Annotated in this window: 16 protein-coding genes; 11 read left to right on the top strand and 5 right to left on the bottom strand. The window is 64.0% G+C overall.

Going from position 1 to position 19,898, the window contains the following annotated elements:
• Positions 1-94 precede the first annotated feature (94 nt).
• Positions 95-859, top strand: coding sequence for a pseudouridine synthase (locus tag P9230_RS09370; RefSeq protein ID WP_095799402.1), 765 nt, complete (start codon positions 95-97; stop codon positions 857-859).
• A 12-nt stretch (positions 860-871) separates the two neighbouring features.
• Here P9230_RS09370 and P9230_RS09365 read toward each other — a convergent pair whose 3' ends face one another.
• Positions 872-1,453 carry a histidine phosphatase family protein gene (locus tag P9230_RS09365; RefSeq protein WP_127213807.1) on the bottom strand — a complete coding sequence of 194 codons (582 nt, stop codon included), beginning with the start codon at positions 1,451-1,453 and terminating at the stop codon, positions 872-874.
• 195 nt (positions 1,454-1,648) lie between these two features.
• A complete protein-coding gene (locus P9230_RS09360; protein WP_095799494.1) occupies positions 1,649-2,983 on the bottom strand; it encodes a dicarboxylate/amino acid:cation symporter in 1,335 nt (444 codons plus the stop codon).
• A 234-nt stretch (positions 2,984-3,217) separates the two neighbouring features.
• On the opposite strand from P9230_RS09360, the gene P9230_RS09355 reads away from it, so the two are divergent.
• The 3 genes from P9230_RS09355 to P9230_RS09345 all read left to right on the top strand — a co-directional run bounded on the left by P9230_RS09355 (position 3,218) and on the right by P9230_RS09345 (position 6,935).
• Positions 3,218-5,083 carry an ATP-binding protein gene (locus P9230_RS09355; protein ID WP_278118583.1) on the top strand — a complete coding sequence of 622 codons (1,866 nt, stop codon included), beginning with the start codon at positions 3,218-3,220 and terminating at the stop codon, positions 5,081-5,083.
• Complete coding sequence (locus tag P9230_RS09350; RefSeq protein WP_067322825.1) at positions 5,080-6,468, top strand: sigma-54 dependent transcriptional regulator; 1,389 nt, start codon at positions 5,080-5,082, stop codon at positions 6,466-6,468. Before P9230_RS09355 ends, P9230_RS09350 begins: the two co-directional genes overlap by 4 nt.
• A gap of 212 nt (positions 6,469-6,680) precedes the next feature.
• Positions 6,681-6,935, top strand: coding sequence for a hypothetical protein (locus P9230_RS09345; RefSeq protein WP_170950361.1), 255 nt, complete (start codon positions 6,681-6,683; stop codon positions 6,933-6,935).
• Here P9230_RS09345 and ggt read toward each other — a convergent pair whose 3' ends face one another.
• The 3 genes from ggt to P9230_RS09330 all read right to left on the bottom strand — a co-directional run bounded on the left by ggt (position 6,936) and on the right by P9230_RS09330 (position 12,456).
• A complete protein-coding gene (gene ggt, locus P9230_RS09340; RefSeq protein ID WP_278118580.1) occupies positions 6,936-8,675 on the bottom strand; it encodes a gamma-glutamyltransferase in 1,740 nt (579 codons plus the stop codon).
• Between the two features lie 225 nt (positions 8,676-8,900).
• Positions 8,901-10,193, bottom strand: a complete 1,293-nt coding sequence (gene rhaI, locus P9230_RS09335; protein ID WP_127324957.1) for an L-rhamnose catabolism isomerase — start codon at positions 10,191-10,193, stop codon at positions 8,901-8,903.
• Positions 10,194-10,353: 160 nt separating this feature from the next.
• Entirely contained in the window at positions 10,354-12,456 is a 2,103-nt protein-coding gene (locus P9230_RS09330) for a bifunctional rhamnulose-1-phosphate aldolase/short-chain dehydrogenase (protein ID WP_278118578.1), read from the bottom strand.
• A gap of 187 nt (positions 12,457-12,643) precedes the next feature.
• Between P9230_RS09330 and P9230_RS09325 the strand changes: the two genes are divergently transcribed.
• The 7 genes from P9230_RS09325 to P9230_RS09295 all read left to right on the top strand — a co-directional run bounded on the left by P9230_RS09325 (position 12,644) and on the right by P9230_RS09295 (position 19,827).
• Entirely contained in the window at positions 12,644-13,453 is an 810-nt protein-coding gene (locus P9230_RS09325; RefSeq protein ID WP_095777439.1) for a DeoR/GlpR family DNA-binding transcription regulator, read from the top strand.
• 55 nt (positions 13,454-13,508) lie between these two features.
• Entirely contained in the window at positions 13,509-14,504 is a 996-nt protein-coding gene (gene rhaS / locus P9230_RS09320; protein WP_095782942.1) for a rhamnose ABC transporter substrate-binding protein, read from the top strand.
• A 119-nt stretch (positions 14,505-14,623) separates the two neighbouring features.
• A complete protein-coding gene (locus P9230_RS09315; RefSeq protein WP_278113202.1) occupies positions 14,624-16,180 on the top strand; it encodes a sugar ABC transporter ATP-binding protein in 1,557 nt (518 codons plus the stop codon).
• Positions 16,177-17,154, top strand: coding sequence for an ABC transporter permease (locus P9230_RS09310; RefSeq protein ID WP_067322800.1), 978 nt, complete (start codon positions 16,177-16,179; stop codon positions 17,152-17,154). Before P9230_RS09315 ends, P9230_RS09310 begins: the two co-directional genes overlap by 4 nt.
• Positions 17,151-18,152, top strand: coding sequence for an ABC transporter permease (locus tag P9230_RS09305; protein WP_127241508.1), 1,002 nt, complete (start codon positions 17,151-17,153; stop codon positions 18,150-18,152). The genes P9230_RS09310 and P9230_RS09305 overlap by 4 nt, the downstream gene beginning before the upstream one ends.
• Positions 18,152-18,466 carry an L-rhamnose mutarotase gene (gene rhaM / locus P9230_RS09300; RefSeq protein ID WP_164746900.1) on the top strand — a complete coding sequence of 105 codons (315 nt, stop codon included), beginning with the start codon at positions 18,152-18,154 and terminating at the stop codon, positions 18,464-18,466. Before P9230_RS09305 ends, rhaM begins: the two co-directional genes overlap by 1 nt.
• Positions 18,463-19,827, top strand: a complete 1,365-nt coding sequence (locus P9230_RS09295) for an FGGY-family carbohydrate kinase (protein WP_127324993.1) — start codon at positions 18,463-18,465, stop codon at positions 19,825-19,827. Before rhaM ends, P9230_RS09295 begins: the two co-directional genes overlap by 4 nt.
• The last annotated feature ends 71 nt before the right edge of the window (positions 19,828-19,898 follow it).

Here is a 19,898-nt window from a genome sequence, read left to right as displayed (position 1 = left end):
GGTGCGGCCGATCTGCGAGCGAAAGGCAATGCGAGAAGTGCAAGCACGGCGGCCAGGTTGCGCCGGCGTTGCCCGGCATGGCATCTGTCGGCCGATGACACGCAAGCCCCTACGACAGCTTCCCGAATTCCCGCGACGACCGATCGCTGGAAAAGTCAGCCTCAACCGAGCGCTGTCGAAGCTAGGATTCTGCTCGCGCAAGCAGGCCGAACTGATGATCGCCGAAGGACGCGTGCGCGTTGCCGGCAAGGTGGCGCGCGATCCGTCGCTGCGCGTCGATCCGGATCGCGACCGCATCGCAGTCGATGGCGCACAGGTCGCCGCGGAACGAAAAGTGTATCTGATGCTCAACAAGCCGCGCGGGCTGGTCACCACGCGCGACGACCCCGACGGGCGCGGCACGGTCTATGACTGCCTTGCTGATCTTGACCTGCCCTTCGTGTCGCCGGTCGGCCGTCTCGACAAAGCGAGCGAAGGTCTGCTGTTGATGACCAACGACACGCGCTGGGCGAACGGCTTGCTCGATCCTGCCTCGCATGTCGCCAAGACCTATCATGTGCAGATTGCTTCCGCGCCCGACGAGAAGATGCTCGAGCGGTTCCGCCAAGGCGCTGTCGTCGACGGGGAATTGCTGACGGCGAGCTCGATCGCGCTCTTGCGCAGCGGGGGGCGCACGGCCTGGCTGGAGATCGTGCTCGACGAAGGCCGCAACCGCCAGATCCGCCGCATGCTCGGCGCCTTCGACATCGAGGTGCTCAGGCTGGTGCGGGTGGCGATCGGGAGGCTGCAGTTGGGTGATCTCGCGAAGGGCAAGGCGCGGCATTTAACGGCCGTGGAGCTGGCGATGCTTGCCGCTTAACAGGGGCCGGAACTACTTTTGGTTCCAGCGGCGGATGACCGGTTCGGTCAGGTCGTGCTCGTAGCCGAGGATGCTGAGGCTCGCGGTATCGAGGACGAAATGTTCGCCGCCTTCCGGCGGCAGGCTGATCCAGCGCGCCGCAAGCACGCGCAGGAAATGCGAGCTCGAGAAGATGAGCACATTGCCGGCCGCCGTCCGGATTTCGGCCACGATCGCATCGGCCCTTGCGCCGACATCGGCTGCCGTCTCGCCGCCCGGACAGCCGTCGCGAAACAACTGCCAGCCGGGACGTCCGGCAAGGATTTCCTTCGTCGTCACGCCTTCATAGGCGCCATAATCCCATTCCTGCAGGTCGGCCTTCTTGAGCGCGCGCTCGCCGAAGCCGGCCAGCCGGCAGGTGTCGAAGGCGCGCTGCGATGGGCTCGACCAGACCGCCTGGAAGGTCTGCTCCTTGAGGCGGTCGGCGACGCCGCGTGCGGCCTGTTCGCCTTTCGCGGTCAACGGAATGTCGGTGCGGCCGGTATGCTTTCCCGATGCGCTCCATTCCGTCTCGCCATGGCGGACAAGGTAGATCTCGGGAAACGCGCTGCTCATCCGCCGGCCCTCACGCTTGGATGCACCGGCAAGAATGCCGGCCCGCGCCACCCTATGCGGCGTCCGACAAAAAGAACAGGCCGCGGCGGAGCACGGCCTGTTTCGGCTTGGGTGGACGCTCTTTGTCTGTGCAACTCCGGATCGAAGGCTACGGTGAAGTCACCGAGGCAATTTTCCCGGAATTGCTTCGGTCGCTCAGGCCGGCTGCAGGCCGCCTGAGAGCGCGAGGTCTGCCTCCTCCGGCATCTGGCCGGCCATGGCGGCGGCGAACTGCTTCTGGTCGAGCTCGCCTTCCCAGCGCGCCACGACGATGGTCGCGACGGCGTTGCCGACGAAGTTGGTCAGCGCGCGGCACTCCGACATGAAGCGGTCGACGCCGAGGATCAGCGCCATGCCGGCAACCGGCACCGAAGGCACGACCGAAAGCGTGGCCGCCAAGGTGATGAAGCCGGCGCCGGTGATACCGGCGGCACCCTTGGAGCTCAGCATGGCAACGAGCAGCAGCAGGATCTGGTCGCCGAAGGTGAGCGGCGTATCGGTCGCCTGGGCGATGAACAGCGCTGCCAGCGTCATGTAGATGTTGGTGCCGTCGAGGTTGAAAGAATAGCCGGTCGGGATGACAAGACCGACCACCGAGCGATTGCAGCCGGCGCGCTCCATCTTGGCCATCAGGCCGGGAAGTGCTGCCTCCGACGATGAGGTGCCGAGCACCAGGAGCAGCTCTTCCTTGATGTAGCGGATCAGCGCGAGGATGGAGAAGCCGTTGTACCATGCCACCGCGCCCAGCACGATCAGCACGAAGAGCAACGACGTCAGGTAAAAGGTGCCGATCAGGAAGGCGAGATTGGCGATCGCGCCGATGCCATATTTGCCGACGGTGAAGGCCATGGCGCCGAAGGCGCCGATGGGCGCAGCCTTCATCAGGATGGCGACGAGGCGGAAGATCGGCGCCGTCAGCGCCTGCAGGAAGTCGACCACCGGGCGAGCGCGCTCGCCGACCAAAGCGAGAGCGACGCCGAACAGCACCGAGAAGAACAACACCTGCAGGATGTCGCCCTGGGCGAAGGCGCCGGTTATGGTGTCGGGGATGATGTTCAGCAGGAAGCCGACGATCGTCGTATCATGGGCCTTCTCGGTGAAGGTCGAGACCTTCGAGGCGTCGAGCGTCGCCGGATTGATGTGCATGCCGGCGCCGGGCTGGACGACATTTGACACGATCAGGCCAACGATGAGCGCCAGTGTCGAGAAGACGAGGAAATAGATCATCGCCTTGCCGGCGACCCGGCCGACCTTGTGCAGGTCGGAGACGCCGGCGATGCCGGTCGCGACGGTGAGGAAGATCACTGGCGCGATCACCATCTTGACCAGCTTGATGAAGGCATCGCCGAGCGGCTTCAACGAGGCGCCGATGTCGGGATAGAAATGGCCGAGCAGGATGCCGGCGGCGATCGCCGCCAGGACCTGCACGTAAAGATGCCGATAAAAGGGAACTTTGCCGCGCGGTTCCGCGGCAACGATTGCCGTCTGCATGATGTCCTCCGTTCGGCCCCGATCGAGAAGCTCGACCTCCCGGGGCAGTTGACCTTCACAGCCTCGCGGCTGCTGCGGATGCATTTGCAACGGCCGTGCCAGATTGCGCTTTAAGGCGTCGAGCATTGATTTTGTTTGGTTTTCTGACGCAACGCGCTTTGCCATTCGACAGCGCAGTGCGGCGATCCGCATAGCTCGAATTGTGCTTTGTGCGAAATCATGCACAAATGGGCGATGCTGCAACGCCCCGCCGCTGCCCTCGCTTCGACGCCCGAACTGCTCGCCGGGCGGGCGCGGCGCGCCTGGCTGCTGTTTGCGACGGTGGCGCTTCTCATCGTCTTTGCAGCGCTCTATGGCGCCGGCCTCTACGGACGCTCGACCGAGATCGAGGCGCTGTCGGCGCAAGGGCGGACCGACGCCAATCTCAAGGTGGCGCTGCTGCGTGCGGTGCTCGAAAACCCGCGCGCGCTGCCGCTGCTTCTGTCCGAAGACCAGCAGGTGCATGACGCGCTCGCTGAGCGCAGCCCCGCCTCGATCGACGTGCTGAACCGCAAGCTCGAAGGGCTGGTTTCGGGCACCAAGGCCTCGGTGCTTTACGTCACCGGCCCGGACGGGCTGGCCATCGCTTCCAGCAACTGGCGCGAGCCGGTTAGCTTTGTCGGCAATGACTACGGTTTTCGCGCCTATTTCTCGGGCGCCATGCAATCCCGCACGGCCGAGTATTTCGCGCTCGGCAATGTCAGCAAGCGCCCGGGCCTCTACATCTCGCGCCGTGTCGGGAGTGCGGCGGCCCCGCTCGGCGTCGTCGTGGTCAAGATGGAGTTCGACCAGCTCGAAGCCGACTGGCACGAGGCGAACCGCCCGGCCTATGTCAGCGACGAGCATGGGGTGGTGCTGATCACCAGCGTGCCCTCCTGGCGCTTCATGACGACGGCGCCGCTGGCCGCTCCAGTCGCGGCCGACATCCGCGCCAGCCAGCAGTTCGGCGAGGCTCCGCTGGTGCCGTTGCCCATCACGAGGCCGCAACCGCTGAGCCCCGATGTCGCACTGGTGCACGCCATCACGCCCGGCGGCAGCGACGCGGAGTATCTGCGGCTATCCACCGCCGTGCCGTCGACGCCATGGCGCCTCGACTATCTCGTGCCGGCGGAAGCGCCGATCGCGGCGGCGCAGCGCGAATTGCGTTTGTTGGCCCTCGGCGTCCTTGTCCCGCTGCTCGCTTTGGCCGCTTATCTGTTGTGGCGCCGGCAGTCCGCGCAGATGCGGATCGCTGCCGAGCAGGCGGCGCGCGCCGAACTCGAACGGCGCGTCGTCGAGCGCACGCAGGACCTCAGCCTCGCGCGCGACCGGCTGCAGGCCGAGATCGCCGACCACCGCAGCACCGAAGCCAAGCTGCAGGTCATGCAGCAGGAGCTGGTGCAGGCCAACCGCCTGGCGACGCTCGGCCAGGTTGCCGCGGGCGTCGCGCATGAGATCAACCAGCCGGTGGCGACCATCCGCGCCTATGCCGACAATGCGCGCGTTTTCCTGGAACGCAAGCAGACGGCGCCGGCGGAGGAAAATCTCGGCGCCATCGCCGCGCTGACCGAACGCATCGGCTCCATCACCGAAGAGCTGAAAGCTTTCGCCCGCAAGGGTCGCACCGCCGCCGAGCCGGTCGAGTTGCGCAGCGTCATCGAAGGCGCCGTGGTGCTGCTCAGGAGCCGCTTTGCCGGCCGGCTGGACGCGCTGGCGATCACGCTGCCACCGGCGACGCTGAAAGTGGTGGGCAACCGGCTGCGGCTGGAGCAGGTGCTGATCAACCTGTTCCAGAACGCGCTGGAAGCGCTCGATGGTCGTGACGGTGCTCGGGTCGAAGTGTCCGCCGAGGAAACCGCCGACGGCGTCGCGCTGATCGTGTCCGATAACGGACCGGGCATTCCGCCGGCGATCCTGAAATCGCTGTTCACGCCTTTCAACACCTCGAAGGAAAAGGGCCTGGGGCTCGGGCTCGTCATCTCGAAGGACATCGTCGCCGACTATGGCGGGCGTATCGAGGTGACAAGCAGCGGGAGCGGCACCCGCTTCACCATCCATCTCTCGAAGGCTGACCCGAGATGACAGACGGCAATCCGGTCATCCTGATCGATGACGATAGCGACCTGCTCAAGGCGACGAAGCAAACGCTCGAACTCGCCGGTTTTGCCGTGTCTGCCTTTTCCTCGGCAAGCGAGGCACTCGCCGGCCTCGATGCCGGCTTTGCCGGCGTCTTGGTGTCAGACATCCGCATGCCCGAAATGGACGGCCTGCAGCTTTTCGACCTCGTGGTCGACCTTGACCCGGATATCCCCGTGATCCTCGTCACCGGGCACGGCGATATCGCCATGGCGGTAAAGGCGATCAAGGACGGCGCCTATGACTTCATCACCAAGCCCTTCGCGGCCGACCGGCTGGCGCAAAGTGTATGGCGCGCCGCGGAAAAGCGCCGTCTTGTAATGGAGAACCGCGCCTTGCGCGAAGCGGCCGAGCAGGCGCAGGAAGGCCTTCCGCTGATCGGCCAGACACCGGCTATGGAGCGGCTGCGCCGCACGCTGAGACAGATCGCCGACACCGATGTCGATGTGCTGGTGACCGGCGAGACAGGCTCGGGCAAGGAGGTGGTGGCGAGCCTGCTGCATCGCTGGAGCCGCCGCGCCAAGGGCAATTTCGTCGCGCTCAATTGCGGCACGTTGCCGGAGACAGTGATCGAAAGCGAATTGTTTGGCCATGAGGCCGGTGCCTTCACCGGCGCGCAGAAGAAGCGCGTCGGCCGCATCGAGCATTCGAGCGGCGGCACGCTGTTCCTCGACGAGATCGAAAGCATGCCGCCCTCCACTCAGGTGCAGATGCTGCGCGTGCTCGAAATGCGCGAGGTGACGCCACTCGGCACCAACGAAATCCGGCCGGTCGACCTGCGCGTCGTTGCCGCCGCCAAGATCGATCTCGGCGATCCCGGCCAGCGCGGCAATTTCCGCGAAGACCTCTATTATCGGCTGAATGTGGTGACGCTTTCGATCCCGCCATTGCGCGAGCGCCGGGACGACGTGCCGTTGCTGTTCGGGTATTTCGCCGAGCGCGCCGCTGCCCGCTTTCATCGCCAGGTGCCCGCGGCGCCGGCCGCCGTCCAGCGCCATCTGCGCGAACACGACTGGCCCGGCAATGTCCGCGAGCTCGCCCATTTTGCCGAGCGCTTCGTGCTCGGTCTGGAAGAGATCGGCAGCAGCCCCGCCGCTCAGCCGACAGATTTGGACGTCTCGATGCCCTTGCCGGAACGGCTGGAGCGCTACGAGGCCGAGATCATCCGCGAGACACTTGGCCGCAATGGCGGCGATGTCCGGCGTACGATCGAGGCGCTCGGCATTCCGCGCAAGACCTTCTACGACAAGCTGCAGCGGCACGGCATCGTGCGCAGCGATTTTTCCAGAGAGATCAAGCTTGTGGAACCCGATCGAAGCCCCCGGCGTTGAGGCTATCCAGAAAACCGTGGCACGTTGGCACCAGCCGGTTGGCGAACGCATGATGGCGGTGGCCTTGCCGGTTGCACTTGGCAAGCGTTGATGGTTTGTTGCCGCTCAGCGGAGAACGAATGATGCGCGAATCCCTCGGTCAAGACGAATACGGCTCGGCCAGCCCCTTTGATCCCGACGATCTGCCGAATCTCAACGCCATGGGACCGGCGATGGGCAGCGGCAATGATTTCGAGAAATATGCCGTTGCCGTCATCATCGTGTTCGGCGCGCTGATCATCGGCGGCCTGATGGCTGCGTCGATGACCTTCGGCCACCGCAACGGCTTCCTGTTTGCGTTGGGCGGCGCCACTTCGGCCTGGATTTCGGGCAACGCGCTGCTGATTGACCGGCCGCGCATTTATGCGCTGTTCGTCGGCATTGCCGCGGTGCTGCTGATTGCCTCAACCATCACCCTTGTCGTGTAGTCAGTAGCCCAGCGCGTCGCCGGAAGCGGCGCGGCTGTCGATGGCTCCGTTGTAGCGGGCGCCGCCGCCTTTCTCGATCTCCGCCAGGCTCTTGCCGCCGACCAGGATGCCGGCCGCCTGGCCCCAGGTCTGGTCGCTGAGATCGAGATGATAGCCCATGCCGGCAAGCAGCCTTTCGGTGTCGGGAGAAAGCCCGAAAGGCTCGACATAGACGGTGTCGGGCAGCCATTGATGGTGGATGCGCGGAGCGTCGATCGCCTCCTGAATGTTCATGCCGTGGTCGATGACGTTGACGATTGCCTCCAGCGTGATGGTGATGATGCGCGAGCCACCCGGGCTGCCGATGACCATGAACGGCTTGCCGTCCTTCACAACGACGGTCGGGCTCATCGAGGACAGCGGCGTCTTCTTCGGCTGGATCGCGTTGGCCTCGCCTTGGACCAGTCCGTAGAGGTTGGGCACGCCGGGCTTCTGGGTGAAATCGTCCATTTCGTTGTTGAGCAGGATCCCGGTGCCGTCGGCGACGACGCCGGCGCCAAAGGAACCATTGAGCGTATAGGTGACGGCTACCGCGTTGCCGTCCCTGTCGATGATAGAATAATGGGTGGTTTCCTTCGACTCGCCGAAGCCCTTGGGCATCAAGTCCTTCGAGACACCGGCGCGGAACGGATCGATCTTGTCGCGGATGTCCTTGGCATAGCCCTTGTCGAGCAGTTTCGAGACCGGATTGTCGACGAAATCCGGATCGCCGAGCGCCGAATTGCGGTCGACATAGGCATGACGCATGGCCTCGACCATGACGTGGACGGTCTCGGCCGAGCCGGCTCCGAGATAGGACAGCGGATATCCTTCGAGCACATTGAGGATTTCGCAGATGATGACGCCGCCCGAACTCGGCGGCGGCGAGGAGATGATCTCGTAGCCGCGATAGGAACAGGTCACCGGCTTCAGCTCGCGCACCGCGTATTGCTCGAAATCGCCTTTGGCGAGGATGCCGCCCTTGGCGCCGCTCGCCTTGACGATCGCGTCGGCAATCGGCCCCTTGTAGAAGGCATCGGACCCTTTCTCGGAGATCGCCGAGAGCGAGGCCGCAAGGTCCGGCTGAACTAGCTTCTCGCCGATACCATAGGGCTTGCCGTCTTTTTTCAGAAAAATAGCGGCCGCTGCCGGATCCTTGGCCAGCCGGTCGGCGCTGCCGGCGAAGGAGGCCGCGTCGCCCTGGTTGAGCACGAAGCCGTCCTTGGCATAGGCGATCGCCGGGGCCATCAGGTCCTGTCTGGACAAGGTCCCGTATTTCTCGCGTGCCATCTCGAAGCCGGCCACCGAACCAGGCACGCCGACGGCGAGATAGCCGTCGAGGCTGGCACCTTTGATCGGCTTGCCGTCCTTGTCGAGATACATCGTCTTGGTCGCCGCCAGCGGCGCGCGCTCGCGAAAATCGATGAAGGTCGAATGGCCGTCCTTCAAGCGGATGGTCATGAAACCGCCGCCACCGATATTGCCAGCATTCGGATAGACGACGGCCAGCGCATAGCCGACGGCGACCGCCGCATCGACGGCGTTGCCACCCTTCTTCAGCACGTCGACGCCGACTTCGGTGGCGAGATGCTGGGCGGTCACAACCATGCCGTGCTCGCCCTTGGCGGGAGCCGGCGCAGCCGCTAAAACGGCGGTCGATGGTGTGAAGGCAACAGTGAGCGCAAAGCTGACGGCGATCAGCGTCCGGCGGGTGAGATGCATGGTGGGTCTCCAAGGCGGGGGGACACCCAGGAAAGACCGTTGGAGCGCGTTAGTCCAATAACAATTGGAGTAGCATTGGGCAGAGCCCCTCACCTGCCCGCCGAATTGCGAAGGGCAATTCGGGGCAGTCCGACCTCTTCCCGCTGGGGAAGGAGCTCGTCAGCGCCGACGCCAACCTCTTCTGCCTTGGGAGAAAGGCGGCCGCGAAGCGGCCGGATGAGGGTGTCAGACAATCCCGCCGCCACCGCCGGCGACGCCCGGCCGCTCCGCCGCGACCTTCGCCCGGTAGCCGGCCTCGCGATAGGCGGCGACTGGATCAATGGCGCCGCCGGTTCTCAGCCGCGCCATGGCGAGGATCGGCTCGACATCGGTGCGGTAGGCGGTCTTCAGCGTCTGCGTCGCCATCAGCGCGTCGTTCGCTTCCTGAAAACCGTCCAGCGCCTTGCGGTCGACCAGCAGCGCCTGCGCATAGGCGCGCTGCACCTCGACCGCGGACAGCATCAGGCTTTCGATCGGATCGGTGACGTTATGGCTCTGGTCGAGCATATGCGCGGGATGGAAGCCCTTGGCACCCGAAAGCTCTGCATCGACCAGCTCGTTGAAGACCAAAAACAGCCGGTAAGGATCGATCGAACCGGCGTCGAGATCGTCGTCGCCATATTTGGAATCGTTGAAGTGGAAGCCGCCGAGCTTGCCGAATTGAATCAGCCGCGACACGATCATCTCGATGTTGACGTTGGGCGCGTGGTGGCCGAGGTCGACGAGGCAGAAGGCCTTGTCGCCGAGCTCCTTGGCGATGATGTAGTTCGTGCCCCAGTCCTGCACGACGGTCGAATAGAAGGCCGGCTCGTACATCTTGTGCTCGGTAAACAGCCGCCAGTCGTCCGGCAGGCCGGCGTAGATTTGCCGCATGGCGTCGAGATAGCGCTCGAAGGCCTTGGCGAAACTGACCTGGCCGGGGAAGTTCGAGCCGTCGCCGATCCAAACCGTCAGCGCCTTCGACCCAAGCGTCCTGCCGATCTCGATGCATTCGAGATTGTGCTCGACCGCCTGGCGGCGCGTGCCGGCATCGGCGTGCGACAGCGAGCCGAATTTGTAGGAGAGCTTCTGGTCCTTCGCGTCGGAAAACGTGTTGGAGTTCATCGCATCGAACCCGAGCCCGAAACGCGCCGCCGCCTGCTTCAGCCGGTTCGGATCGGCCTTGTCCCACGGGATATGCAGCGAGACGGTAGGCGTCGCTTGCGTCAGCTGGCTGATGACGGCGCAATCCTCGATCTTGTCGAAGATGTCGCGCGGCTCCCCGGCGCCGGGAAAACGGGCAAAACGCGTGCCGCCGGTGCCGACGCCCCAGGACGGGATCGCGACGCCGAATTTTTCGACCGTGTCGCGGATCGCATCGATAGCGATGCCGCGCCGGTCGAGGCGCTCGCCGAGGGAGGCGTAGTCACGCTCGAGGGCGGGTTGGCGAGCTGAGTTGTGGTTGGCGACGAGGTCGGCTGAGATGATCTGTTCGGGCATTTTTTTCCTCCCAATTCGTCGGCGCTGCCCCTCATCCGCCTACTGGCACCTTCTCCCCGTATAGTGACGGGGAGAAGGGACGCGCTCCAGCGCTGGCGCCCCCTCTCCCCGTTCTTATGGGGAGAGGGTAAGGGTGAGGGGCAGCGCTGGCTCTGACAATTTACCGCGTAAAGCTCTGCGCGTTGCCGGCGTCGACATTGACGATGTTGCCGGTCGACTTGGCCGACATGTCGGAAGCGAAGAAGTAGATCGCTTCGGCGATATCTTCCGGAAATACCGAGCGTTTCAGCATCGAACGCGACCGGTAATGCTCCTCGAGATCGTCGGTCGACATCTTGTAGGCGGCGGCGCGCTGTTCCTTCCATTCGCCGGTCCAGATCTTGGAGCCGCGCAGCACGGCGTCCGGATTGACGACGTTGACCCTGATCTGCGCCTCCGCACCCTCAAGCGCGAGACAGCGCGCGAGATGGATCTCGGCCGCCTTGGCCGTGCAGTAAGCGGCGGCGTTGGGCGAAGCGGCAAGGCCGTTCTTGGAGGCGACGAAGACGACATTGCCGCCGATCTTCTGCGCGCGGAACAGCCGGAAAGCCTCGCGCGAAACGAGGAAATAGCCGGTCGACAGGATGTCCATATTCTTGTTCCACAACGCCAGCGTCGTTTCCTCGATCGGCGCCGAGGAGGCCAGGCCGGCATTGGAAACCAGAATGTCGATGCCGCCGAACTCGACCGAAGTTTCGGCAAAGCCCGACGTGACCTGATCTTCCGAGGTCACGTCGATCCGCACCGGACGGACGAAGTCTTTGCCGTAGGCTTTCGACAGCTCTTCGTGAGCGCCGGCAAGCGCGGTCTCATCGATATCGGCCAGCACGACGCAGGCGCCTTCGCGGAGCAGCCGGTTGGCCGTGGCGCGGCCGATGCCGCCGGCACCGCCGGTGACCAGGGCGATCTGTCCCGCCAGCGCCTTCGGCTTCGGCAGGCGCTGGAGCTTGGCTTCTTCCAACTGCCAGTATTCGATGTCGAAGGCCTCCTGTGCCGGCAGGCCGACATAGGACGAGACCGTCGAGGCGCCGCGCATGACGTTGATGGCGTTGACGTAGAACTCGCCGGAGATGCGCGCCGTCGCCTTGTCGCCGGCGAAAGTGAACATGCCGACGCCCGGCATCAGATAGACGACCGCGTTCGGATCGCGGATGGCGGGCGAGTCCGGATGTTTGCAGCTGTCGTAGTAGGCCTGGTAACCGACGCGATACGCTGCAATGTCGTCGGCGAGGCGCGCGATGACGGCATCGACATCCGGCCTTGCCGGATCGAACTCGATCACCAATGGCCGGATCTTGGTGCGCAGGAAATGGTCCGGGCAGGACGTGCCCAGGGCCGCCAGCGGGCGCAGGTCTTTCGAATTGACGAATTCGAGCACTGCCGGCTGGTCGTCGAAATGGCCGAGCTTATGGCTCTTTTCCGAGATCAGGCCGCGGATTCTCGGCATGAGTTTCGCGGCAATGGCACGCCGTGCCGGCGCGTCGAGCGCCTTCACCATCTCGCCGCCGAAGATCGCCTTGCCCTCGGATTTGCGCTCGAACCAGTCGATCGCCTGGTTGATCACCGAAGTCGTCGTTTCGTAGCATTCCTTCGGCGTGTCGCCCCAGGTGAACAGGCCGTGGCTTTCGAGAACCACGCCCTTGGCGTCGGGGTTCTCGCGGCAGAATTTCTCCAGCCACAGCCCAAGCTCGAAGCCCGGCCGCTTCCAGGGCAGCCAGCCGATGGCCTCGCCAAACACCTCTTTCGTGATCGCTCTGGAGTCCTTCGCCGCGGCAATCGCGATAATGGCATCGGGATGCATGTGGTCGACGCAAGCCTTCGGCACGAAGGCATGCAGCGGCGTGTCGATGGAGGCCGCGCGCGGATTGAGGTTGAAGGTGCAGTGGGGCAGATAGCCCACCATCTCATCCTCGTGGTCGACGCCGCGATAGAGGCTCTTCAGCGCGCGCAGCTTGTCCATGTAGAGGGTTGCAAACCCGTCGAGCTTGATCGAGGCGCTGTCGCCGCCCGAGCCCTTGACCCACAGGACCTGGACGTCCTCACCGGTCAGCGGGTCTTTCTGCCAGACCTTGGACGAGGTGTTGCCGCCGCCATAATTGGTGACGCGCTTGTCTGAACCCAGCGTGTTCGAGCGATAGACCAGAAGCTCGGGACCGCTCATCCCTTCGGCCTTTGCATCGTCCCACAAATTGGCGAGGCGCGAGCCGGAGCGCTTGTCGAGCATAGGTATCCTCCCTTGGGACGCTAAAAATGAGCAGTCCAATTCTGGCTGGAATGTCTACGCAACTGGGCCTCTTGTCAATCACAAACGATCAAAATCGATCATATTGCACTGCACAATGAAAATATGTGATCGGAAATGATTGACACTGCGCGTTTTCTGGTGCCTGATAGCCAGGCAGGGAGGAACCATGCACGAGAAAGAGCGCCACAGGATCATTTTGTCCGCCGTCCAGGAAAAGCCTGTGGTGACGGTGCAGGAAATGGTCGACCTGACCGACTCCTCCGAGGCGACGATCCGGCGCGACATCGCGGCGCTGCATGTGCAAAAACGCCTGCGCCGGGTGCGCGGCGGCGCCGAGGCGATCTCACCGCCGCAAGTCATCGGCCTTGCCGGCCGGCCCTTCTCGGTCAACGAGACGCTGAACGCCGCACAGAAGCGGGCGATCGCCCGCGAAGCGGTGAACCTGTGCAAGGACGGCGAGCCGATCATCATCAACGGCGGCACTACGACCTTCCAGATGGTGCATTTCCTGACCGGCCGCCGCATGCCGATCTTCACCAATTCGTTCCCGATCGCCGAGCACCTGCTCAAGCACTCGAAGAACACGGTGATGCTGTCGGGCGGCACGATCTATCGCGAGCAGAACATCATCCTGTCGCCCTTCGACAATGACGTGACGCGCAATTTCTATGCGCGGCGCATGTTCATGGGCGCTCAAGGGTTGGGACCGCTCGGCCTGATGGAAGGCGACCCGCTGCTGATCCAGGCGGAGCAAAAACTGATCGACCAGGCCGACGAGCTGGTGGTGCTGGTCGATTCCTCGAAATTCCGCATGCGCTCCAGCCTGATCCTGTGCGGGCTGTCGCGCATCACGACCGTGATCACCGACGACGGCATCGACGACCGCGAAGCCAAGATGCTGGAAACCGCGGGCGTGGCGCTGATCGTCGCCCGCAAACAGTCAAGCGACAAGGAAGAATCTTCACTGCAGGCCTGAGGACGACTCGCGCCCGCAGCGGCGATGGAATGCAACGCTCAAGGGAGGATATTCGATGAGCTTTTTGAAGAAACTGCTGGTCACGGCGGCCTTTTCCGCCGCCATGTTCGTGAATGGCGCCTATGCCGAGAACGTCAAGATCGCGCTGGTCGTGAAGTCGCTCGGCAACGGCTTCTTCGACGCCGCCAACAAGGGCGCCGAGGAAGCGGCCAAGGAACTGGGCGACGTCGACGTGATCTATACCGGTCCGACCAAAGCGACGGCGGAGGCACAGATCGAGGTGATCAACTCGCTGATCGCGCAGAAGGTCAATGCCATCGCCGTCTCGGCCAATGACGCCGATGCGCTGGTGCCGGTGCTGAAGAAGGCGATGGATCGCGGCATCACCGTGATCTCGTGGGACTCCGGCGTCGCCAAGGAAGGCCGCCAGCTCCACCTCAACCCGTCCGACACCAATTTGATCGGCGAGACCATCATCAAGCTCGCCGCCGACTACCTGCCGGAAGGCGGCGATGTCGCCATCCTCTCGGCATCCTCGACCGCGACCAACCAGAATGCCTGGATCGAAGCGGCCAAGAAGGTGCTGCCGGAGAAGTTCCCGAAGATCAAGCTGGTCGCCACCGTCTATGGCGACGACGACTCCGCCAAGAGCACCGACGAAGCCAAGGGCCTGTTGAAATCCTATCCGAACCTCAAGGCGATCATCGCGCCGACCACCGTCGGCGTCGTTGCCGCCGCGCAGGTCGTCACCGACGAGAACCTGATCGGCAAGGTCAACGTCACCGGCCTCGCGCTGCCGTCGGAGTTCAAGAAGTTCATCGACAACGGCGCCAGCCAGGCGGTCGCGCTGTGGAACCCGATCGACCTCGGCTACTCGGCGATCTATCTCGCGCATGACCTGGCGGTGAAGAAAGAAGAGGCCAAGCCCGGCGCCACGCTGTCGATCGGCCGCGTCGGCAAGGTGACGCTCGACGACACCAACTCGGCTGCGATGGCTCCGCCCTTCCAGTTCGACAAGACCAACATCGAGAAGTTCTCAAAGATCTATTGATCTGAGGAGCTTGCACCCTCCCCCTTGTGGGGAGGGTCGGCGAGGCGGTGTCGCGAAGCAAAACTGGCGAGACGGGGCGGGGGTGACGACGCTTCCATGCACCAGGACCTTAACTTGATATGCTAGACAACCCCCATCCCGCTCACGTTGTTCGCGACCCTCCCCGCGAGGGCGAGGACAAATTGGCCCCGCGCCTGACGCTCTTAGGCATCTCCAAGAGTTTTCCGGGCGTTCGGGCGCTGCACAATGTCAGCCTGTCGCTCTATCCCGGACAGGTGACGGCGCTGATCGGCGAGAACGGCGCCGGCAAGTCGACGCTGGTCAAGATCATGACCGGCATCTACCAGCCCGACGCCGGCGAAATCAGCATCGACGGCCAGGCCACGACGCTGCCCAGCGCGCATGCCGCCTTCGGCCACGGCATCACCGCCATCCATCAGGAGACGGTGCTGTTCGACGACCTTTCGGTCGCCGAAAACATCTTCCTCGGCCATGCGCCGCGCACCCGCTTCGGCACCATCGACTGGCGCACCATGCGCAAAAATGCGCGCGAGGTGCTGGAGACGATGCGCGCCGGTCACATCGACGCCGACACCCGCCTGAAGGACCTCGGCATCGCCAACAAGCATCTGGTGGCGGTGGCGCGCGCCATGTCCATCGACGCGCGCATCGTCATCATGGACGAGCCGACCGCCGCACTTTCGATGAAGGAGATCGAGGAGCTTTTCCTCTTGATCGAATTCCTGAAGAGCGAAGGCAAGGCGGTGCTCTTCATCAGCCACAAGTTCGACGAGATCTACCGCATCGCCGATCGCTACACCGTCTTCCGCGACGGCGAGATGGTGGGCGAAGGCCTGCTCAAGGACACCGGCCAGAACGAGATCGTGCGTATGATGGTCGGCCGCAACGTCGACCACATCTTTCCGCAGCGCGAGCCGAAGATCGGCGCGCCGGTGCTGTCGGTCTCCCGCCTGTCGCACCCGACCGAGTTCGACGATATCGGCTTCGAATTGCGCAAGGGCGAAATCCTCGGCTTCTATGGCCTGGTCGGTGCCGGCCGCAGCGAGGTGATGCAGGCGATCGCCGGGATCACGCGCACCAGCCGCGGCACGATTTCGCTGGACGGCAACTCAATCGCGCCGAAATCGGCGGCGGATTCGATCAAGGCCGGCATCGTCTATGTGCCGGAAGAGCGCGGCAAGCAGGGTGTCGTCATCGGCCTGCCGATCTTTCAGAACGTGTCGCTGCCTTCGCTGGCGCGCACCTCGAAATCCGGCGTGCTCAAGCTGGCGGAAGAGTTCTCACTTGCCCGCTCCTACACCGAGCGGCTGGACCTGCGCGCCTCGTCGCTCAGCCAGGATGTCGGCACGCTTTCCGGCGGCAACCAGCAGAAGGTGGTCATCGCCAAATGGCTGGCGACGACGCCGAAGGTCATCATCCTCGACGAGCCGACCAAGGGCATCGACATCGGCTCCAAAGCCGCTGTGCACGGCTTCATGGCCGAGCTCGTGGCGCAGGGGCTATCGGTGATCATGGTCTCCTCGGAACTGCCGGAAATCCTCGGCATGTCCGACCGGGTCGTGGTCATGCGTGAAGGCCGTATCGCGGCCACCTACGACAACAAAGGCCTCGACGCCGAGACGCTGGTCAGGACCGCAGCGGGGATCGCGGCATGAAGAATTTTCTCAAATATCGCGAGATCTGGCTGCTCGCCGGCATCGTCCTGTTGATCGGGCTGATCTCGACCCGCTTCCCCGGTTTTGCCGATCCGGCCAATCTGCGCCAGGTGTTCAACGACACCTCGATCCTGATGATCCTGGCGCTCGGCCAGATGGTGGTGATCCTGACGCGCTCGATCGATCTGTCGATGGCGTCCAACCTCTGCTTCACCGGCATGGTGGTGGCGATGCTCAACGCTGCCCATCCGGCGATCCCGATCCCGGTGCTGATCGTCATCGCACTGCTTGTCGGCCTCCTGCTCGGCGCCATCAACGGCTTCCTGGTGTGGCGGCTGAATATCCCGTCCATCGTGGTCACGCTCGGCACGCTCACCATCTATCGCGGCGCCACCTTCGTCGTCTCCGGCGGCGCCTGGGTCAATGCCGACCAGATGAGCCCCGACTTCATCAACTTCCAGCGCGCCGCCTTCCTCGGCCTGCCGGTCCTGTCGTGGATCGCGCTTCTCGTCATTGCGCTGTTCTTTCTGGCGATGACGCGCACGCAGATCGGCCGCTCGATCTATGCCATCGGCGTCAACCCGACCGCCTCGGTCTATGCCGGCATCGATGTCGGCCGCACCAAGTTCATCGTCTTTTGCATTTCCGGCATGATCGGCGGGCTAGCCGGGTACTTATGGATCTCGCGCTACGTGATCGCCTCGGTCGAAGTCGCCAACGGCTACGAGCTCAACATCATCGCCGCCTGCGTCATCGGCGGCATCTCGATCGCCGGCGGCATTGGCTCGGTCGGCGGCGCGGTGCTCGGCGCGCTCTTCCTCGGCATCATCTCCAACGCGCTGCCGGTCATCAACATCTCGCCCTTCTGGCAGATGGCGATCTCGGGCAGCGCCATCATCCTGGCCGTGGTGCTCAACGCGCGCGGCGAGCGCCGGCAGGGTCGCATCATCCTCAGAAAGGCGGAAGCGGCATGACCGACACCCCTGCCCCGCGCCATATCCCCGACCGGCTCGACAAGCCGCTTTCTTCGGCGATCTTTTCCTGGGAGGCACTGCTCGTCGTCATCGCGATCCTCATCTTCGCGGTGAACAGCTTCGCCTCGCCCTATTTCCTCGACCCGTGGTCGCTCTCGGATCTGACCTTCAACTTCACCGAAAAGGGCCTGATTGCGCTTGCAATGGCGCTGCTGATCATCTCGGGCGAGATCGACCTGTCGGTTGCCGCGATTGTCGCGCTCGCTTCGACGATGATGGGCATGGCGGCGCAGGCGGGCGCAGGCACGCCGGTGCTGGTCGCGATCGGCATCGCCGTGGGGCTCGGCTGCGGCGCCTTCAACGGATTGCTCGTCACCAGGCTCGGCCTGCCTTCCATCGTCGTCACCATCGGCACGATGAGCCTGTTTCGCGGCATCGCCTTCATCATCCTCGGCGACCAGGCCTATAAGGGATATCCGGAGAGTTTCGCCTTCTTCGGCCAGGGTTATGTCTGGTGGGTCTTCTCGTTCGAGCTGGCGTTGTTCCTTTTCGCGGCGCTGGTCTACTGGTTCGTGCTGCATCGCACGAGCTTCGGCCGCCGCGTCTTTGCCATTGGCAACAATCCGGTCGCCTGCCAGTTCTCCGGTGTGCGCGTCGACCGCATCAAATTCATCCTGTTTTGCCTCACCGGGCTGATGTCGGGCATCGCCTCGGTGCTGATCACGTCGCGGCTCGGCTCGACAAGGCCGTCGATTGCGCAGGGCTATGAGCTGGAGGCCATCACCATGGTGGTGCTGGGAGGTGTGTCGATCCTCGGCGGCGCCGGCAGCATCCTCGGCGTGGTTCTTGCCGCCTTCATCATGGGGCTGGTGACCTTCGGCCTCGGCCTGCTCAACGTGCCCGGCATCGTCATGTCGATCTTCATCGGCCTGCTGCTGATCATCGTCATTGCGCTGCCGATCGTCTGGCGGCGGCTGCGCGAAGGACGTTTCGGCTGATGGAGAAATACGCCTTCAAGATGAAGCTCAATCCCGGCATGAAGGCCGAGTACAAGCGCCGCCATGCCGAGATCTGGCCTGAACTGGCGGAGCTGCTGAGAGAGGCCGGCGTCTCCGACTATTCGATCCATCTCGACGAGGAGACCAGCATCCTCTTCGGCGTGCTGTGGCGACGTGACGATCACGGCATGGCCGACCTGCCGAAACATCCTGTTATGCAGCGCTGGTGGGCGCATATGGCCGACCTCATGGAAACCAAACCCGACAATGAGCCGGTGGCGGTGCCGCTGGAAACCATGTTCCATATGGCATGATCCGCCACGTCGCCGTCATCGATATCGGCAAGACCAACGCCAAGGTGGCGCTGGTCGAGCTCACGAAGCCGAGCGAGATCGCGCTGCGCCGCACCGCGAACGCGCCCGTTTGGCAGGCGCCCTACCCGCATCACGATGTCGAGGCGCTGTGGACGTTCATCCTGAACAGCCTCGCCGATCTCAACCGCGAACGGCGGATCGATGCGATCTCGATCACCACGCATGGCGCGACCGGGGCGCTGGTCGACGCCGCCGGCGAACTGGTGCTGCCGGTGCTCGACTATGAATTTAACAGCCCCGACCAGCTTGCGGCCGACTACGACGCCGTGCGCCCTCCCTTCGCCGAAACAGGCACGCCGCGGTTGCCGATCGGCCTCAATCTCGGCGCGCAATTCTTCTGGCAGCAAAAGCGCTTTCCAGTGGAATTCGCCAAGTCCGCCGCGATGCTGATGTATCCGCAATATTGGGCGCTGCGGCTGACCGGCGTCGCCGCCAACGAAGTGACATCGCTGGGCTGCCACACCGATCTGTGGAACCCCTGGACGTCCGACTATTCCTCGCTGGTCGACAGGATGGGCTGGCGTCCGCTGATGGCGCCCGTGCGTCGGGCGAAGGACAGGCTCGGATCGATCCTGCCGGCGATTGCCCGACTCACAGGGCTCGACCCCGCGACTCCCGTGTTCTGCGGCCTGCACGACTCCAACGCCTCGCTTCTGCCGCATCTGTTGTCCGATCGGCCGCCCTTCTCCGTCGTCTCGACCGGCACATGGGTGGTGTCGATGGCGGTCGGCGGCAAGAAGGTCGAGCTCGATGCGGCGCGCGACACGCTGGTCAATGTCAATGCGCTCGGCGATCCCGTGCCGTCGGCGCGCTTCATGGGTGGACGCGAGTTTTCGCTGCTGACCGAGGGCCAGGCGCAGGACTGGACCGAGGCCGATGTTGCCGCTGTGCTGGCACGAAAAGCATCGCTTCTGCCGTCAACCCAACAAGGCTCCGGGCCATTCCCTCACCGCGCCGCGCAATGGGTCAACGCCGAGGGCTTGCCTCCCGGCCAGCGCTTCACCGCAATCTCGTTCTATCTGGCGCTGATGACCGTGACCTGCCTGGAGTTGATTGGCGGCGACGGGCCGACGACGGTCGAAGGGCCCTTTGCGCGGAACCCGCTTTTTATCCGCATGCTGGCGGCGGCAACGGGACGGGCTGTCATTGCGTCGGAGACGTCGACAGGAACGAGCATCGGCGCGGCACTGCTGGCGTCAGACGGCGCTACCGTCATCAGCAAAGGCGAGCGGACCGAGCCACCCGCAGATCCGGCTTGGCATGATTACGCGCGAGCGTGGCAGCGGGTCGTCGGGACATGATCCCCGCCATGGTATTTGCCACAACTTGACAGGTCGCGCCGACCAGCGCCGACATAGGCCAGTGGCAACTT

Origin of the sequence: Mesorhizobium sp. WSM4887 (genome assembly GCF_029625865.1) — a bacterium.
In the GTDB taxonomy this organism is placed as follows: domain Bacteria; phylum Pseudomonadota; class Alphaproteobacteria; order Rhizobiales; family Rhizobiaceae; genus Mesorhizobium.
This window is presented reverse-complemented; position numbering and strand designations above follow the sequence as displayed.

Excerpts from the sequence above, each read along its gene's own strand:
- P9230_RS09325 (WP_095777439.1), top strand. The coding sequence starts at position 12,644 with ATGCACGAGAAAGAGCGCCACAGGATCATTTTGTCCGCCGTCCAGGAA.
- P9230_RS09315 (WP_278113202.1), top strand. The coding sequence starts at position 14,624 with ATGCTAGACAACCCCCATCCCGCTCACGTTGTTCGCGACCCTCCCCGC.
- P9230_RS09310 (WP_067322800.1), top strand. The coding sequence starts at position 16,177 with ATGAAGAATTTTCTCAAATATCGCGAGATCTGGCTGCTCGCCGGCATC.
- P9230_RS09360 (WP_095799494.1), bottom strand. The coding sequence starts at position 2,983 with ATGCAGACGGCAATCGTTGCCGCGGAACCGCGCGGCAAAGTTCCCTTT.
- P9230_RS09370 (WP_095799402.1), top strand. The coding sequence starts at position 95 with ATGACACGCAAGCCCCTACGACAGCTTCCCGAATTCCCGCGACGACCG.
- P9230_RS09295 (WP_127324993.1), top strand. The coding sequence starts at position 18,463 with ATGATCCGCCACGTCGCCGTCATCGATATCGGCAAGACCAACGCCAAG.
- rhaI (WP_127324957.1), bottom strand. The coding sequence starts at position 10,193 with ATGCCCGAACAGATCATCTCAGCCGACCTCGTCGCCAACCACAACTCA.
- P9230_RS09365 (WP_127213807.1), bottom strand. The coding sequence starts at position 1,453 with ATGAGCAGCGCGTTTCCCGAGATCTACCTTGTCCGCCATGGCGAGACG.
- rhaS (WP_095782942.1), top strand. The coding sequence starts at position 13,509 with ATGAGCTTTTTGAAGAAACTGCTGGTCACGGCGGCCTTTTCCGCCGCC.
- P9230_RS09330 (WP_278118578.1), bottom strand. The coding sequence starts at position 12,456 with ATGCTCGACAAGCGCTCCGGCTCGCGCCTCGCCAATTTGTGGGACGAT.
- P9230_RS09355 (WP_278118583.1), top strand. The coding sequence starts at position 3,218 with ATGCTGCAACGCCCCGCCGCTGCCCTCGCTTCGACGCCCGAACTGCTC.
- P9230_RS09305 (WP_127241508.1), top strand. The coding sequence starts at position 17,151 with ATGACCGACACCCCTGCCCCGCGCCATATCCCCGACCGGCTCGACAAG.
- P9230_RS09345 (WP_170950361.1), top strand. The coding sequence starts at position 6,681 with ATGGGCAGCGGCAATGATTTCGAGAAATATGCCGTTGCCGTCATCATC.
- P9230_RS09350 (WP_067322825.1), top strand. The coding sequence starts at position 5,080 with ATGACAGACGGCAATCCGGTCATCCTGATCGATGACGATAGCGACCTG.
- rhaM (WP_164746900.1), top strand. The coding sequence starts at position 18,152 with ATGGAGAAATACGCCTTCAAGATGAAGCTCAATCCCGGCATGAAGGCC.
- ggt (WP_278118580.1), bottom strand. The coding sequence starts at position 8,675 with ATGCATCTCACCCGCCGGACGCTGATCGCCGTCAGCTTTGCGCTCACT.